This window comes from Acinetobacter sp. X9 (assembly GCF_054889255.1).
This window is the reverse complement of record NZ_CM142679.1, coordinates 168196-185465: the sequence shown is the minus strand read 5'-3', so window position 1 is coordinate 185465 and position 17270 is coordinate 168196. Positions and strand designations below refer to the sequence as shown.

The window sequence follows — 17270 nt, the reverse complement described above, 5'->3', positions numbered from 1 at the left end:
TCGCATTTTTTCGATTAACATTCGAAGGCTGAACTGCTTTGCCGTTTTAATCGCTAAAAATCCAAGAGTTCTACATATTCATAGATGAACTGTATTTAAACTAAAAGTTCAGCAGACTCTTATAAACCTTGTTTTAAACTCGCTTCGATAAAACGATCAAGGTCACCATCAAGAACAGCACCTGTATTAGAGTTTTCAACCCCCGTACGTAAATCTTTAATACGAGAATCATCTAATACATATGAACGAATTTGGCTTCCCCAACCAATATCAGACTTCGAGTCTTCTAGAGCTTGAGCTGCTTCATTACGTTTTTGCATTTCTAATTCATATAAACGCGCACGTAACTGTTTCCATGCATGGTCACGGTTAGCATGTTGCGAACGCTGGTTCTGACATGCCACCACAATACCTGTTGGGATGTGGGTCAAACGTACAGCCGAGTCGGTTTTGTTAATATGCTGACCACCTGCACCAGACGCACGGTAAGTATCGGTACGAACATCAGAAGGATTGATATCAATTTCAATATTGTCATCAACTTCTGGTGAAATAAATACCGCAGAGAATGAAGTGTGACGACGGTTGCCACTGTCAAATGGTGATTTACGAACTAAACGGTGTACACCTGACTCTGTGCGTAACCAACCGTAGGCATATTCACCTTCAACACGAATCGTTGCTGATTTAATACCAGCTACGTCACCATCAGACACTTCCATAAGTTCTGCTTTAAAGCCATGACGTTCAATCCAGCGCATATACATACGTAAAAGCATAGACGCCCAATCTTGTGCTTCTGTACCACCTGAACCTGATTGAATCTCTACATAGCAAGGATTCGGGTCCATCGGGTTACTAAACATACGACGGAATTCAAGTTTAGCCAGTTCATCTTCGGCAGCACCAAGCTCCGACTGAACATCTTCAAGCAGGCTTTCATCGTCGGCTTCTACAGCCAAATCTAACATCGCTTTTGCATCTTCAAGCTGTGTAGATAAGCCATCCAATACATTAATAACGTTTTCTAATTCGCCCTTTTCTTTCGCCATCGCCTGAGCGCGGCTTTGATCATTCCAGATCGCAGGGTCTTCTAACTCACGTAAAACTTCTTCTAAACGTTCTTTTTTCAGATCGTAGTCAAAGATACCCCCGTAGTGTTTGGCTACGATCAGTTAAGTCTTTCAATTGGTTTAGATAAGGATTAATTTCCACGCGAGTGTTCCCATAAGAGCAGATAAACAGTCAATTATTTTAGCATAGCTGCGGTTATCTACGAACCCGCTTTGTATTTCTCATCATATTTCATCAATTTGATTTATAAATTTTCTTCAGTTCAATTTAAGATTAATTGGTAACATCCTCATACAAAATTGGGTACTTTTACAGCATTTTTTATGATCTACACAAAATATCCTCAATTTTAATAAAATAAAACATTATGTTTTTATATTTTAAAATCAATAGCTTAAATTAAATTAGTTTACATAAATATCACACGGTTACAGTACGGTTACTTGCGCAAGATTGACGACAAAGCTTTTTCGTCTAGACTAAAAGTTGTAACAAAACATTTATAAAATCGCTTTTTAGAGGGGAGAGATTCCATGAAAAAACTAGCAATTGCATCAGCTCTTTTATCTGCACTCGCAGTGAGTGGCGCAGCAAACGCTTACCAAGCTGAAGTTGGTGGTTCTTACAATTATCTTGATCCAGACAACGGTAGCAGCGTAAGTAAATTCGGTGTTGACGGGACTTATTACTTTAATCCTGTTCAAACTCGTAACGCTCCACTTGCTGAAGCAGCTTTCTTAAGCCGTGCAAGTAACGTTAACGCCCTTATCAACTATGGCGATAACAGCGGTACAAAAGATACTCAGTATGGCGTAGGTGTTGAATATTACGTTCCTAACTCAGATTTCTACCTTAGCGGTGATGTAGGTCGAAATGAGCGTGAAATTGATAACACTAATTACGACCAAAAAGTAACTACTTATGCAGCTGAAGTAGGTTATTTACCAGCTCCAGGTTTATTACTTGCTCTAGGTGTTAAAGGCTACGACGAAAAAGACGGTAAAGACGGCGCTGATCCAACAGTTCGTGCTAAATACGTAACTCAAGTAGGCCAACATGACGTAAACCTTGAAGCGTTCGGTGCGTTTGGTGACCTAGACGAATATAAAGTTCGTGGTGACTACTACATCGACAAAACTTTAAGTGTTGGTGCTGATTACTACAACAACGACTTAACTGATAAAGATGAATTTGGTATCAATGCTAAAAAATTCTTAAATCAGCAAGTAAGTGTTGAAGGCCGTGTTGGATTTGGTGATAACGACAACACATATGGTGTTCGTGCAGCATACCGCTTCTAATCAAGCCTAAAGTCATAAAAAAAATCCGCTCAATTGAGCGGATTTTTTATTGGTTTAAATGTACGATGCGTAATTGTAAATTCACATTACCATTAAATGCATTATGATCTATTTCATAGACCAAATGTACATGATCACGCATTGGATCAAACTCAAAACGGCCCGCTGCATTAAAAGCAATTGCATCAAAACTGTATTGGTCGAGTGCCAACTTAAGTTTCAAATGCGTTTCTTTAAGCCAGCGATAATCAACAACTTTAAAATGTCCTTCAAATTGTGGGAAAGGGAATTTTTGTCCCCACGGTCCCAACTGTTCTATCCAATTTAAAGTATCTAGCTGTAAGGCAGAAGCAGGAAGTTCGCCATCTGTCCATAGCGTTGCTTGAAACAAAGACTCTTCCATTGCTGCAATACAATTGGTAAAAGCTGTTTTAAAAGCTTCGAAGTTTTCTTTACGTATGGTTAAACCTGCTGCTGCTGCATGCCCACCAAAATGGCTCACCAATTCTGGATGTTGTTCAGCAACCTGTTCAATCGTATCTCGAATATGCACCCCATCAATTGAACGTGCAGATCCTTTTATATGAATACCATCTTCATCAGGTGCAAATACAATAGTGGGGCGATGAAACTGCTCTTTTAAACGCCCCGCTACAATTCCAATCACACCTTGATGCCAGTTTTCTTCGAAGAGTATAAGAGCTGGAGGAACGTCTTCCTTTGAGAGCTGCAAGCTATCTAAAGCAGACAAGGCTTGTTGCTTCATCTCCCCTTCGATTTGACGGCGCTCTATATTTAATTGATTTAACTGTCTCGCGATTGGATAGGCAGATTCCATAGTGTCAGCTAATAAACATTCAATGCCTATACGCATGCTCTCCATGCGTCCAGCAGCGTTAATACGCGGACCCAAAACAAAACCTAAATCTTGTGCACGCAAAGATGAAGCCTCACGGCCAGCAATATCTAGCAACGCCAATATTCCGACTCGGCATTGATGTTGTTGAATACGTTTTACACCTGCGTCGACTAAAATACGGTTGTTATAATCTAGAACAGCAACATCCGCATACGTTCCCAAAGCAACCAAGTCTAGATATTGAGTGACTTTACTTGTACTTTTGTTTTGCTTGTTACGTAAACTTGCTAAATTGGCCAGCACATAAAATGCAACTCCAACACCTGCAAGCGCCTTACTTGGGAACTCACAACCTAACTGATTTGGGTTTACAACTGCTTCTGCAAGCGGTGTTTCTTTAGTGGTTAAATGGTGATCTGTAATAACTACTTGCATGCCCAGTGCATGTGCCGCATTAACACCAGCATGGCTGGAAATCCCATTATCGACAGTAATTAATAAATCGGGTTGATAAGTTTGATGTGCAAGCTCTGCAATTGCTGGAGTAAGTCCATAACCGTATTTAAATCGGTCTGGAACCAAATAGTCAACTTGCGCCCCCATATCGCGAAGCACCAATACCATTAACGCTGTACTGGTTGCTCCATCGGCATCGTAATCACCGACAATAACAATTTTTTTCTGCTCATCAATAGCTTGATCTATTAATGCCACAGCAGTTTCTAATCCCTTGAGCTGCGGAGCTAATAAATTCTTAAGCTTTAACTCTAATTCCTGTTCAGATTGTACTCCACGCCTTGCCAAAATTTCGGCAATAAACGGAGGCACGCCCTGAAACTGTTCAGGGCGTGTCAATAAAGGTCTTTGTTTGATTTGTATTTTTGTCATTTAAGGCATCAGTCGGTGCAGCGTCCATTGACCGTCGATTTTTTCATAACTCAAGCGGTCATGTAAACGATTTGGTCGCCCTTGCCAGAATTCATAATAATCTGGCTGCAAACGATAGCCTCCCCAGAACTCTGGTTTATCAAGCACTTCACGACTTGTAACTTGCTGTTGTAAGTCTTGAAAACGTTGCTGTAACAGCTCTCGGCTTTCAATCTTACCACTTTGCGGAGTACTGATATGCGCTGCAATCTGGCTATCACGTGGTCGTTTACGATAGTAATCTGTAGACTCTTGCTCAGCAATTTTGACTACATGACCACCAACTCGCACCTGACGCTCTAGACTTGGCCAGTAAAATAATAATTCGGCATATGGGTTTTCTGCCAAATCGATACCTTTTTGACTGTCATAGTTAGTATAAAAATCATACCCAGCTTCTGTAGCCCCACGTAACAAAACTGTTCGAACATGAGGTCTGCCATTCGCACTTGCTGTCGCTAATGACATTGCATAGGGTTCATGCAAATTGGCTGCTAGAGCATAGTTAAACCAACCAAGAAACTGCTGATGAGGATTAGATTCAACTTGCCCCTCATGCAATTCTCCTTGCTCGTAGCTTAAGCGTAATTCACTTAAATCTTTAATGACATCACTCATGTCATGCACCTTATGCGACTTGTGCTTGTGAACGAACTGAATCTGCTAAATGCTGAGCTAAAGCATTCACTTCTTGCTCATCATCACCTTCGACCATAACACGAATTACAGGTTCTGTTCCTGACTTACGAATCAAGATTCGTCCACGTCCTTTGAGCTGTGCTTCTGCTTTATCAAACTCGGCAACCAATGCAGGGATAGAATACGGATCAAGCATTTGTTCTAAACGTACATTCACAAGAATTTGTGGGAATAGTTTAAAGTCTTGAACCAGTTCATGAAGAGCCTTATTTTGCTCGACAATCACGGTTAAAACTTGAAGTGCTGCAATAATCGCATCACCTGTCGTACTCTTGTCTAAAGTTAGAATATGGCCAGATGGTTCCCCACCAGTAACCCAACCATTTTCTTCTAGGGCTTGTAATACATAACGGTCACCAACCTTAGCACGAACAAAACCAACATTCGCTTTTTCAAGTGCGACTTCGAGTGCCATGTTACTCATGACAGTACCCACTACGCCTGCTGGCTTATTTTGAGCCTGAGTCGCTAAAATATATAAGATATGGTCACCATCAATTAAGTTACCAAACTTATCCACCATCACGACACGGTCAGCATCACCATCAAAGGCAATCCCTAAATCTGCTTCGTGCTCAACTACAGCTTTTTGTAGTTTTTCAGGATGTGTTGAACCACAACCTTCATTAATATTTAAACCATCTGGCTCATTATATAAAGCAACAACTTTTGCCCCTAACTCACGGAAAACTGAAGGGCCAACGCTATACGCCGCACCATGAGCACAGTCCAATACAATCTTTAAATTATTTAAGTCAAAGTGGTAAGGGAAAGTAGATTTACAAAATTCGATATAGCGGCCATTCGCATCATTTACACGAACACTTTTACCTAAGTTTGCTGTGTCCTCAATATATAAATCTTTTTCTAATTCGATGTTAATTTCTTCTTGTAGAGCATCTGGTAATTTTTTACCTTCGCTTGAGAAAAATTTAATCCCATTATCAAAATATGGGTTATGTGATGCAGAAATCACGATACCGGCATGAGCATGTAAAGCACGAGTAAGGTGCGCAATTGCTGGGGTTGGTAATGGGCCAAGTAAATGAACATATACGCCAGCAGCGTTTAACCCCGCCTGCAAAGCAGACTCTAAAATATAACCAGATAAACGAGTGTCTTTTCCTAATACAACAAGTGGCTTATTTTTTGGACTCGTTCGTTTTAATACCTTCCCTGCAGCAAAACCGAGTTTTAAAGCAAACTCTGGAGTAATAGGCATTTGCCCAAATTTTCCACGAATACCATCCGTTCCAAAATAACTCATAGCTTATCTCATTTTTACGCCACTTCAGCCGTGGCTTACTTCATATATGGCAATTCCGCCATATCTCTTTTCGTCAGATTTACTTTACACCAAAAACAAAAAGCCGTCAGTGTAATGACGGCTTTCTTCATTGTTTTGGTTACGAAAATCTAACCAACACGATAGTTTGGAGCTTCTTTAGTAATCGTTACATCATGAACATGTGACTCAGACATGCCTGCTGAAGTAATTTTCACAAATTTCGCATTTTGGCGAAGATCTTCAATCACAGCTGAACCTGTATAACCCATCGAAGAACGTAAACCACCCATCATTTGATGAACGATGTTACCCATTGGGCCTTTATATGGAACACGGCCTTCGATTCCTTCTGGTACTAACTTCTCGGCACCCGCTTTTGAATCTTGGAAATAACGGTCAGCAGAACCAGTTGCTCCCGCCATTGCACCTAATGAACCCATACCACGATATGCTTTGTAGTAACGACCTTGGAAAAACTCAACTTCGCCCGGCGCTTCTTCAGTACCCGCAAGTAATGAACCAACCATGATCGTACTTGCACCCGCACCGATCGCTTTTGCCATATCGCCAGAGAAGCGGATACCGCCATCTGCAATTAAAGGAATTTGATCTTTTAGTGCACTAGCAACGCTGTCAATCGCAGAAATTTGTGGCATACCGATACCAGCCACAATACGTGTTGTACAGATAGAACCAGGGCCAATACCTACTTTTACAGCATCTGCACCTGCATCTAATAATGCTAATGCAGCATCACCAGTTGCAATATTGCCACCAATCACTTGTACTTGAGGGAAGTTTTGTTTCACCCAACGTACACGTTCAATTACACCAGCAGAGTGGCCATGCGCTGTATCAACAACAATTACGTCAACACCAGCTTCAACCAATGCTTCCACACGACTTGGTGTATCAGCACCAGTACCTACCGCAGCACCAACACGTAAACGACCAAGATCATCTTTACAACTGTTTGGATAGCTCTCAGCTTTGCGGAAGTCAGTTACTGTAATTAAGCCTTTAAGTTCGTTGCTCTCACCAACGACTAAGACTTTTTCAATACGGTGTTTTTGCAATAATGCTTGAATATTTTCTTTAGACTCGCCTTCACGTACAGTCACTAAACGATCTTGGCCTGTCATGATGTTGCTAACAGGTTGCTCTAAATTGGTTTCAAAACGCGTATCTCGGCCTGTCACAATACCAACAACCTTGCCGTCTTTAACAACAGGTACACCACTAATGTTATTAGCGCTGGTAATTGCGATGAGTTCACGTACTGTAGTTTCAGGAGTTACAGTGATAGGATCTTTCACCATACCCGCTTCGAATTTTTTCACACGGCGTACTTCTGCAGCTTGAGCAGCAATATCCATGTTTTTGTGCAAAATCCCGATACCACCATTTTGTGACATAGCAATCGCCATACGTGACTCAGTCACTGTATCCATTGCAGCTGAAACTAATGGGATATTTAAATGAATGCCGCGAGTTAAACGTGTCTTTAAAGAGACATCTTTTGGGAGAACAGTAGAGTAGGCAGGAAGTAATAAGACATCATCGAAGGTTAGCGCTTCTTGAACGATGGTCAGCATAACAATCTCACTGGTAAATTCCGTGAGCTATTATAAACAAATTTCAATGCAATTTTCATATTATCTTTGCCTTTTTCAGCAATAGATATAGAGCTTCTCCAAATAATTCCCACTTATTATAGTTTTAACGTTATTTTTTAATCGAGGTTTTTGCAACCCAGAATTTTATCTGGGTTGATCATTAGTCATAATATTTAGGTAGGACAGCTAAAAATTTGCTCAGTCATTAAATCTACGCCGCATGGCAAGGTCTCAATCCAGTCTAAAAACTGATTGACCATTTCTTTACCCATAAATGGACTACCGTGCTGAGGCACAATCATTTCAATATCCATTTGGCGCACCATATTGACCCACAAACGGATAACTTTGTTGGAACACATATAGCGTTGGTGAAAAGCCTTCATTTTCATGACATGCGTATCGAAATCTTTTAAAGGCTGATTAGCATCTTCAACAATCGAGGCACCCATATCGCCAGAAAACAGAATCTTAGCAACTGGATCATAAAACTGAAAATTACCCACCGAATGTAAGAAGTGAGCGGGAACTACCACAAGCTTGGATTCTCCTAGAGTAATCACTTGGCCGCGGTCAGGTAATTCAATAAGACGATCTTCCCAATTCCCTTTCATACGCTCACTCATAAATGAGGAATTTAGGTGCGGTAAAAAACGTGCCCATAATTTTGATGCAACGACTTTAGCATCGGTATAAACCAGCCAGCGTGGCATTGAAGTAATAATGTCCGGATCTTGATGCGAGGCCATCACATAGTCTAGATTTTTCAAACGTGTATATTTATTTAATTCCATCGTTAATGGAACATAGGTCAAATCGCCACCCGGATCGATTACAGCAGCGCGCTCATGGTCAATAATTAAAAATTGATTGGCTTGGATGCCTTCCCCTTTAACCAAGCTGGTAAAACTAATACATTTATGTACGCCATTATCAAATAATATCTGCGATGTTGTTTTTTCAAACCCCATACAATTCCCCAAAAAAACTTTAAATATTAGATATTTTTATATCCATACTAAAATAAAGGGATTCAAAAACACTTGCAACAAATTGATTGATCTTTCTCATAATATTTTAAAATTGATTTTGCTTTTCTTATTTTATAAATGAATCATAATGTTATTTAAAATTAAACCACAATAAATTAAAATAATTCTCATTATCAAATTTACTTTTTGTGCTGCTTAGGCCTCCCATGAATCAACCCTTCCGTTTTTCGACCTCAAAAACATTGTTAGCAGTTGGTATTTTCACTTCGATGACAGCAAGTCACGCTGATGAAATAGCAGAACAACAGAATTCGACCAGTGTTCTCCCCACGATTTCTATTCAAGCGCAAAAAGAAAGCACTTCACCTTACGTCGCAACGAAAGCAAACTCTGCTTTAAAATCAGACGCACCTTTATTTAAAACTGCTCAGTCGGTTTCGGTAGTAACCCGTGAGCAACTTGACCAAAAACAAGCAAAGACACTTACAGATGCACTTGAAGGTGTTGCTGGTGTTGGAGCTGGGAAACTTGGTCGTCGTGGTTGGGATGATTTCATTATTCGAGGACAAACTTCTTCTGATTCAGTTTATGTAGATGGTTTAAGAGTAGGCCAAAGCTCTCCAACTCCATCTGTAGCAGCTGAAATATCAGGTATGGATCAGGTACAGATTTTAAAAGGGCCTGCCTCTATTAATTTTGGTTTAGTTGCTCCAGGAGGTATGGTCAACTTAGTGACTAAACGCCCTCAAGCTGAAAGCTTTGCGCGGGCCACTATGACTTATGGCAGCTACAACCTTAAAGAAGGTACGTTCGATTTAAACTATAGTCCTAATAATAGTGAAAAAGGTGCTTTCCGTTTAAATGGTCGTATCTCGGATCAAGATGACCCAACAGATTATGTATATTTTAAAAATTACTACATCTCCCCCTCTTATAACTTTGACTTAGGGGATAACACTGATCTCTCTGTCATCGCAAGCTATCAGCATCGCGAATACATTCGTCAACAAGGCTTGCCTGTCATTGGTACTTTAAAAGATAACCCTAACGGCGCTATAGACCGAAGTTTATATATTGGCGACCCTAATTTTGGTAAATATGAAGCAGATGTTTACCGCACTGGTTATACGTTTAAACATGTCTTTGACAATGGCTGGAACTTTAACCAGAATTTTGCTGTACAAAAAACTGAAATGGATGGTAAAGCGGTTTTTGCTCGTACAGGTAGTAACTTTTGGGCAGATAAAAACTACACCACCATAAGCCGTAAAAATAACAGCCGCCACCAAATTATTGATAACTTAAGTTTTGCCATCGATAACCGTTTAAATAAACAGTTTGATTTATATGGCATGCAACATGACTTTAATATAGGTGTAGATGCCTTCCAAGAAAAAAGTGATTACACCAATAACCGTTGTAATGTAGGTGATTTAAACATATATGCTCCTGTATATGGGCAAACTGTTACTTGTTCCAATCCTGTCAGCAACCATGATATTAACCGCTTAAAATACGCAGGCTTATATATTCGTGACCGTATTCAGCTTAATGACCAATTACTTTTAAGCTTATCTGGTCGCCAAGACTGGGCACAAACTCAAACTACAAGTTTGGTTAATAGCAATACGAGTAAACAATCAGACAATGCATTTACGGGCAGCGCCTCTGTCATGTATACCCTTAATGATATGGTGGCTCCTTATGTCAGCTATGCCACTTCATTTACCCCAAATAGCGGTACTGATGTAAATAACAATCCATTCAAACCTGAAGAAGGGAAACAGGTTGAAGTCGGAATGAAATTACAAAGCCCAGATCAACGAGTTCAAGGTGCTATCGCCTGGTATGATTTAAAACGTCAGAATGTTGTAGTTAATGATCCAATCAATACAAGTGAGAAAGTTCAGCGTGGCGAACAATTAACTCGTGGTATCGAGACTGAGCTCAGCGCAGAAATTTTAGAAGGTTTAAAATTAACAGCTGCATATACTTACACCATTGATGCTGAAATTAGTAAAGATGCAAACACAAGCAATGTAGGAAAAGCACTAGATAATATTCCTGAGCATGCTTACAGTCTGTCGGCTCGTTATAAATTTGACCCTGCCTCAAAACTTGGTTGGTATGTCGGCGGTGGATTCCGAGGTGAAACCTATAAAACTATGGATAAGTTAGATGTCCATATTCCAGGCTATACCGTATTTGATACAGAAGCTGGCTACGATGCAGGACACTGGGGTGCTCAACTTGCAATCCGTAATTTATTCGATAAAGATTATTACGCAGGCGCCTTAAATGAAAATTTGGTGACTTTAGGTAATCCACGTCAAATTAACTTTACTGTGAAATTTAACTATTAAAATTACCTATAAAAAAACGCACTCGATTCGAGTGCGTTTTTTGGTAGCTTAAAATGCGTTAGAAGAAGTAATACTGCACTAAAGTTGAGATACCTACAATTAAGAAAATAGCAGCACCAATTTTATGAATGAGCGAGATAGATAAACGTTCAGCTAATTTATTACCAATAAATACAGCAGGTGCATTGGCAATCATCATCCCTAAGGTTGTACCAAGCATAACCCAGAAAATGCTGTCATAACGTGCCGCTAAAGCCACTGTTGCAATTTGAGTCTTATCACCAATTTCTGCTAAGAAAAACAAGATAAAGGTTGCACCAAAAACACCAAATTTTTGCCATTTATTAATACTATCTGTTTCATCATCGAGCTTATCTGGAATAAGCATCCAGAACGCCATACCAATGAAGCCAGCGGCAAGGACCCAGACTAAAATTTCGGGGCTCAGCACGGTTGTAATCCACTGTCCAAGTACAGCAGAAATACCATGATTAATTAGAGTAGCTAAAAGAATCGCAATAAGAATAGGGATTGGCTTACGGAAACGTGCAGACAGTAAAAGGGCCAATAATTGGGTTTTATCGCCCATTTCAGCGAGGGCAACAATTGAAGTAGAAATCAGAAATTCTTGCATGTCGTTTCTCTGGCTAGCATAAATGCCCATGACCTACCCCTCCTGCTAGCCAAATATCTGCAGAGTGGTAAATCAAAGGTCTTGCCAACTCGGAAACGATGAGACGTTTAAGCTATGATGACCATGTTCTGTTGAACAATTATGTTGATCATCACCTATTCATTTAGAAATGAATAGCGGCTACTCCCCAATGAAGTATGCGTTTATTATATTCGAGTAGTTCTATTTTTCAAACATTCAGGCGAAAAATTTTATCCATGCCCAAACTAACAATCGTCCTAGACCCAATAATAAAGCCAAACAAATACTTAAGTTAATAAATCCAAAATGATTAATGCCAGTTACGTGCTGAGATTGAAATTCAAATGGCAAAATAAGCATTGCTACAAATACTTCCAAGCCCATTGCAACGTAAGTCATCCATTCCCAAGGAAAGTGTAAAACACTCACCCACAACCCCATTAATAAAAATACAATTAATAGAATCGGCACCATGATTTTTAAAAATCCTACCATTTATTCTTTCTCCTTTACCGACTAACGAGAAATTTCTCCTCTCTCGACACTTCATTTTTCGTCTTTAGATTAACTTAAAACCAATTAAATTAAATATCAAAATAAAACCCCGCCGAAGCGAGGTTTTAATGATTCATTTAAAAATATTAGATTAATAAAGTACGAATATCTTTAAGAAGTTTCGTAAGTTTATTTGTAAAGCGAGCTGCATCTGCACCATTAATTACACGGTGGTCATAAGACAATGACAACGGCAACATTAAACGCGGATCAAAGTCTTTACCATTCCATACTGGCTGCATTGTTGCAGGTGAAATACCTAAAATTGCAACTTGTGGCCAGTTCACAAGAGGTGTAAATGCTGTACCACCAATTGCGCCTAAACTTGAAATGGTGAAATTCGCACCTTGCAAATCTTTCGGTGTTAATTTCTTATCACGCGCTTTTTGACCTAACACACCCAATTCAACTGCAATTTGCTTAATTGATTTTTGGTCTGGGTTACGAAGTACTGGCACAGTTAAACCATCAGGTGTTGCTACCGCAATTCCCATATGGATTTCATTACGCAAGAGCACTGATTTACCGTCATCAGATAGATGACCTGCGAATTCACGCTCTTCTTTCAACAAGTACGCAACCGCTTTGATAATGAATGCCATAATCGTCAGGCTAATACCTTCTTTTTTGAAGTTGCCTTTCAGTTCATTACGCCAATCTTCTAACTCAGTAATATCAGCCAAATCAAACTGGGTGACTTGCGGAATAAAGTTGTTCAACGACAATTGCGGAATTGATACTTGCTGCAAACGCGTCAGTACTTTTTCTTCTACTCCACCAAACGCAGTGAAGTCAGGAAGCTTTGGCAAACCCGAAACCGCTGGTGCCGCCGCAGCAACTGATGCCGCTTGCGGGGCAGTTAAACGAGTCTTCACATACGCAAAGATATCTTCTTTAACAACACGGCCATGTTCACCAGAAGTTTTAACTTGAGATAAAACTACACCAAGTTCACGAGCAAGCTTACGCACAGCAGGGCCTGCATAAACTTTAGCGTTTTCGGCTTCTTGCTCTTTGGTTAATTTATCATTACCAGAAGAAGCAGGAGCAGATACTGATTGAGTCGGAGCAGGAGTTGCCGCTTTAGGTGCTGCTGCCTGCGGAGCTGGAGCTGATTCTGCTTTCGCCGCTGGTGCAGCAGCAGGTGCTTGGCCTTCAGCTTCAATTGTTGCCAGCAATACACCTTGTGAAACTTGTTGGCCTGCTTGCAAGTGAATTGCTTTCACAACACCAGCAACAGTACTTGGAACTTCCACAGTTGCTTTATCTGACTCAACAACAACAAGGCTTTGGTCTACATCAACTTTGTCACCAACCTGAACCAAGATTTCAGCAACAACTGCTTTATCTACACCCAAATCAGGAACGTTAATGTCAACCGGTCCAGATTGAGTAGCAGTCGTTGCTACAGTTTCTTGCTGAGCTGGTGCAGGTGCTGCCGCTGGAGCTGCTGTTGTAGAAGCAGGTGCCTCAGCTGGTGCACTAGATGCAGACGTTGTTTTTACTTGAATAAGAACAACACCTTCTTTAACTGTATCGCCTTCTTTAACTTGAATGCTTTCTACAGTACCTGCAACACTGCTTGGTACTTCTACAGTTGCTTTGTCAGACTCAACCACAACGATGCTTTGTTCAACATCAATCTGTTCGCCAACTTTTACTAAAATTTCACCAACTAGTGCTTTTTCAACACCAATATCGGGAACTTGAACTTCAACCACTTGGCTAGTGGTTGCCGTTGCTGGTTGAGCAGCAGTTGAAGGCTGTTGAGCCGCTGCCGGTGCTGCTGTTTGTTCAGCTGCTGGTGCAGCTTTTGGAGCTTCTTCTGCTTGAGTTACTGGTGCAGCACCCTCAGCTTCAAGTTCAAGCAATACCGTACCTTCAGTTACGCTATCACCTTCTTTGATTAAGATGCTTTTTACCACACCTGCTGAAGTGCTAGGCACTTCAACAGAGGCTTTATCTGACTCAAGCAAAACAAGGCTGTCATTTTCTGCAATGCTGTCGCCAACTTTTACTAAAATTTCAGCAACAACTGCTTTATCTACACCAATATCAGGGGTCTTAATTTGCATGCTTAGTTCCCCTCACCTGTTTGCGTTTCATTATATTCAGCAACTGCCTGAACTTCTGGATGCGCTTGAGGAGCCCATGCCACTGGACGGTCAGTATCTAACTCAAAGTTAGAAATTGCGTCTTTAACTAAACGTGCATCCACTTCACCTTCGTCAGCTAATTTTTTCAAAGTAGCAACAACGATATGTGCAGCATCAACACCAAAGAAACTACGTAAGTTAGCACGTGTATCTGAACGACCGTATCCATCTGTACCTAATGCAACAAATGGGCGACCATCTGGAAGATAAGCACGGATTTGTTCACTGTAAGCACGCATATGGTCTGTTGCTGAAACAACGATACCTTCTGTACCACGTAACTGTTTAGATACCCAAGATTCTTTCACTTCTTCAGAAAGTGGGTGTAAACGGTTGTATTCTTCACATGCCATACCATCACGTGACAACTCATTGAAGCTTGTTACACTCCAAACGTTTGAGTGGATTTGATATTCATCACGTAAGATTTTCGCAGCTTTGATTACTTCACGAAGAATTACACCTGAACCAAGTAATTGGACAGTTGCTTTTTCATCTTTTTCGAACAAGTACATACCACGTTTAATGCCTTCCTCAGCGCCTTCAGGCATTGCAGGATGCTCGTAGTTTTCATTCATTACAGTTAAATAGTAGAACACACGCTCTTGGTTCACATACATACGTTTTAAACCGTCATGCACGATTACAGCTAACTCATAACCAAAACATGGATCATAAGATACACAGTTTGGAATAGTGTTCGCCAAGATATGTGAATGACCATCTTGGTGCTGTAGACCTTCACCGTTCAACGTTGTACGACCAGCAGTTGCACCCAACAAGAAACCTTGAGCTTGCGCATCACCTGCTGCCCATGCAATGTCACCAATACGTTGGAAACCAAACATTGAGTAGTACATATACATTGGAATCATTGGCAAGTTATTCGTTGAATAACTTGTTGCCAACGCAGCCCATGCACTCATCGCACCAGCTTCGTTAATCCCTTCTTGAAGCATGTGACCATCACTTGCTTCACGGTAATGCATTAACTGTTCTTGGTCTTCTGGAGTATATTTTTGACCGTGAGCAGCATAAATACCAAGCTGACGGAACATACCTTCTAGACCAAAAGTACGTGCTTCATCTGGAACAATTGGTACTACGCGGTCTTTAATCGCTTTTTCTTTGAGTAAAGAAGCAATTAAACGAACCATCACCATAGTGGTAGATTGTTCTTTACCACCTGAACCATTTAATACAGCATCAAATACAGATAATTCAGGAATCGCTAAAATTTCACTCTCTTTACGACGTGCAGGTAGGTAACCACCTAACGCTTCACGACGCGCCTTCATGTACTTCATTTCTGGAGAGTTTTCACTTGGGCGATAGAATGGAAGCTCTTCTAACTTATCGTCTGTAAATGGAAGATTGAAACGGTCACGTACATATTTCAAAGAGTCGATCTGCATTTTTTTGATTTGGTGAGTTTTGTTCACCGCTTCAATTTCTTCAGACAAACCGTAACCTTTAACAGTTTTCGCAAGAATAACTGTTGGTTGACCTTTAGCTTTCATTGCTTCTGCATATGCAGCAAACACTTTGTAAGGGTCATGACCACCACGGTTAAGATTATCGATGTCTTCATCGCTTAAATCTTTTACAAGTTCCGCAGCTTCTGGGTACTTGCCAAAGAATTTCTCACGCGTGTATGCACCACCTTTCACTTGATAGCGTTGGTACTCACCATCAACTGTCTCTTCCATTACCGCTTTTAAAGCGCCTGTGCTGTCTTTTGCAAGTAGTGGGTCCCAATGACGGCCCCATACCACTTTAATAACACGCCAGCCCGCACCACGGAATAAAGATTCTAGTTCTTGAATGATTTTACCGTTACCACGTACAGGACCATCTAAACGCTGTAAGTTACAGTTAACAACCCAGATAAGGTTATCAAGCTTTTCGCGACCAGCAAGTGAAATAGCACCAGTACTTTCTGGCTCATCCATCTCGCCATCGCCAAGATAAGCCCAAACTTTACGATCTTCTTCTTTGATCAAGCCACGGTTCATCAAATATTTTTGAATATGTGCTTGATAAATCGACATGATTGGACCAAGACCCATTGATACAGTTGGGAATTGCCAATAGTCAGGCATTAAATATGGATGCGGATAGCTTGGTAAACCGTTACCGCCAACTTCACGGCGGAAATTACTTAACTGTTCTTCAGTTAAACGTCCTTCAAGGAATGAACGTGCATAAATACCAGGAGCACAGTGCCCTTGGTAATAAATCATATCTCCGCCAAAGCTATTGCTGTTTGCGCGGAAGAAATGGTTAAAACCTACGTCATATAATGTTGCACTTGATGCGAAGCTCGCCAAGTGTCCACCTAAATCATCACCTGTTTTATTCGCGCGAAGTACCATTGCTAAGGCATTCCAACGAATCAATGCACGAATACGGCGTTCCATATCTTGGTCGCCTGGCATTGCAGGTTGTTCTTCAACAGAAATTGTATTTAAGTAAGGTGTATTGAGACGTTGAATTGGAACATGCTTAGCAATTGCTTGTTGGTAAAGTTTTTCCAACAAGAATGCCGCTCGTTCAGTTCCCATATGTTGTAAAACTGAATCGAATGCATCTTGCCATTCTTGGGTTTCTTGTGCGTCGGAGTCACCGTAAAACGCCATAATTCACCTGTTCCTTGTTCTCTAATCTACTTTGTATTTTTACCACGTTTTACCCCTTTCAAGTTATTGCCTCGGGTGAATGTGAGGGGGCCCTATTATTTTCTGAATGAATAGTCATTGACCGAGCAGTAAACAAAATAACAAAA

The 17270-nt window shown here is 40.6% G+C and carries 12 protein-coding genes and 1 riboswitch; of the genes, 2 read left to right on the top strand and 10 right to left on the bottom strand.

The genetic code is table 11. The features are described 5' to 3' along the window. Positions 1–119: 119 nt before the first annotated feature. Positions 120–1215, bottom strand: a protein-coding gene (gene prfB, locus ACYU0V_RS00860; RefSeq protein WP_099475557.1) for a peptide chain release factor 2 whose coding sequence is annotated in 2 segments (ribosomal slippage) — positions 120–1142 and positions 1144–1215 — 1095 coding nt in all. Because the reading frame shifts where the segments join, the coding sequence is not laid out codon by codon here. Between the two features lie 392 nt (positions 1216–1607). On the opposite strand from prfB, the gene ACYU0V_RS00855 reads away from it, so the two are divergent. Continuing rightward, positions 1608–2375, top strand: coding sequence for a putative porin (locus ACYU0V_RS00855; RefSeq protein ID WP_002121889.1), 768 nt, complete (start codon positions 1608–1610; stop codon positions 2373–2375). Positions 2376–2421: 46 nt separating this feature from the next. On the opposite strand, the gene recJ is transcribed toward ACYU0V_RS00855, so the two are convergent. From recJ to ACYU0V_RS00830, 5 genes are all read right to left on the bottom strand, one after another. Beyond that, the gene (gene recJ / locus ACYU0V_RS00850) at positions 2422–4122 is read right to left on the bottom strand and encodes a single-stranded-DNA-specific exonuclease RecJ (RefSeq protein WP_461848704.1); all 1701 of its coding nucleotides are present in this window, start codon (positions 4120–4122) and stop codon (positions 2422–2424) included. Then, complete coding sequence (gene pdxH, locus ACYU0V_RS00845; protein WP_461848703.1) at positions 4123–4779, bottom strand: pyridoxamine 5'-phosphate oxidase; 657 nt, start codon at positions 4777–4779, stop codon at positions 4123–4125. A gap of 10 nt (positions 4780–4789) precedes the next feature. Further along, positions 4790–6127, bottom strand: coding sequence for a phosphoglucosamine mutase (gene glmM, locus ACYU0V_RS00840; RefSeq protein ID WP_461848702.1), 1338 nt, complete (start codon positions 6125–6127; stop codon positions 4790–4792). Positions 6128–6276: 149 nt separating this feature from the next. After that, the gene (guaB, locus tag ACYU0V_RS00835; RefSeq protein ID WP_002121951.1) at positions 6277–7743 is read right to left on the bottom strand and encodes an IMP dehydrogenase; all 1467 of its coding nucleotides are present in this window, start codon (positions 7741–7743) and stop codon (positions 6277–6279) included. 194 nt (positions 7744–7937) lie between these two features. Then, positions 7938–8735, bottom strand: a complete 798-nt coding sequence (locus ACYU0V_RS00830) for an oxygen-binding di-iron domain-containing protein (protein ID WP_017387567.1) — start codon at positions 8733–8735, stop codon at positions 7938–7940. 227 nt (positions 8736–8962) lie between these two features. Here ACYU0V_RS00830 and ACYU0V_RS00825 point away from each other — a divergent pair, with 227 nt between their 5' ends. Next, entirely contained in the window at positions 8963–11119 is a 2157-nt protein-coding gene (locus ACYU0V_RS00825) for a TonB-dependent siderophore receptor (RefSeq protein WP_461848701.1), read from the top strand. Between the two features lie 58 nt (positions 11120–11177). Here ACYU0V_RS00825 and ACYU0V_RS00820 read toward each other — a convergent pair whose 3' ends face one another. From ACYU0V_RS00820 to aceE, 4 genes are all read right to left on the bottom strand, one after another. After that, positions 11178–11753 carry a TMEM165/GDT1 family protein gene (locus tag ACYU0V_RS00820; protein WP_347746852.1) on the bottom strand — a complete coding sequence of 192 codons (576 nt, stop codon included), beginning with the start codon at positions 11751–11753 and terminating at the stop codon, positions 11178–11180. A gap of 15 nt (positions 11754–11768) precedes the next feature. Continuing rightward, positions 11769–11954, bottom strand: a riboswitch (yybP-ykoY riboswitch). A 36-nt stretch (positions 11955–11990) separates the two neighbouring features. Continuing rightward, positions 11991–12269 carry a hypothetical protein gene (locus tag ACYU0V_RS00815; protein ID WP_017399842.1) on the bottom strand — a complete coding sequence of 93 codons (279 nt, stop codon included), beginning with the start codon at positions 12267–12269 and terminating at the stop codon, positions 11991–11993. A gap of 146 nt (positions 12270–12415) precedes the next feature. Beyond that, positions 12416–14404 (bottom strand): 2-oxo acid dehydrogenase subunit E2, encoded by a 1989-nt coding sequence (locus ACYU0V_RS00810; RefSeq protein WP_206258632.1) that lies wholly within the window; start codon positions 14402–14404, stop codon positions 12416–12418. Between the two features lie 2 nt (positions 14405–14406). Next, positions 14407–17124, bottom strand: coding sequence for a pyruvate dehydrogenase (acetyl-transferring), homodimeric type (gene aceE, locus ACYU0V_RS00805; protein ID WP_017399844.1), 2718 nt, complete (start codon positions 17122–17124; stop codon positions 14407–14409). Positions 17125–17270: the final 146 nt, after the last annotated feature.

What these genes read in the sequence shown, in the direction of transcription:
- ACYU0V_RS00855 (WP_002121889.1), top strand. Translation starts at nt 1,608, where the DNA reads ATGAAAAAACTAGCAATTGCATCAGCTCTTTTATCTGCACTCGCAGTG.
- ACYU0V_RS00810 (WP_206258632.1), bottom strand. Translation starts at nt 14,404, where the DNA reads ATGCAAATTAAGACCCCTGATATTGGTGTAGATAAAGCAGTTGTTGCT.
- ACYU0V_RS00820 (WP_347746852.1), bottom strand. Translation starts at nt 11,753, where the DNA reads ATGCAAGAATTTCTGATTTCTACTTCAATTGTTGCCCTCGCTGAAATG.
- ACYU0V_RS00825 (WP_461848701.1), top strand. Translation starts at nt 8,963, where the DNA reads ATGAATCAACCCTTCCGTTTTTCGACCTCAAAAACATTGTTAGCAGTT.
- recJ (WP_461848704.1), bottom strand. Translation starts at nt 4,122, where the DNA reads ATGACAAAAATACAAATCAAACAAAGACCTTTATTGACACGCCCTGAA.
- pdxH (WP_461848703.1), bottom strand. Translation starts at nt 4,779, where the DNA reads ATGAGTGATGTCATTAAAGATTTAAGTGAATTACGCTTAAGCTACGAG.
- glmM (WP_461848702.1), bottom strand. Translation starts at nt 6,127, where the DNA reads ATGAGTTATTTTGGAACGGATGGTATTCGTGGAAAATTTGGGCAAATG.
- guaB (WP_002121951.1), bottom strand. Translation starts at nt 7,743, where the DNA reads ATGCTGACCATCGTTCAAGAAGCGCTAACCTTCGATGATGTCTTATTA.
- ACYU0V_RS00830 (WP_017387567.1), bottom strand. Translation starts at nt 8,735, where the DNA reads ATGGGGTTTGAAAAAACAACATCGCAGATATTATTTGATAATGGCGTA.
- ACYU0V_RS00815 (WP_017399842.1), bottom strand. Translation starts at nt 12,269, where the DNA reads ATGGTAGGATTTTTAAAAATCATGGTGCCGATTCTATTAATTGTATTT.
- aceE (WP_017399844.1), bottom strand. Translation starts at nt 17,124, where the DNA reads ATGGCGTTTTACGGTGACTCCGACGCACAAGAAACCCAAGAATGGCAA.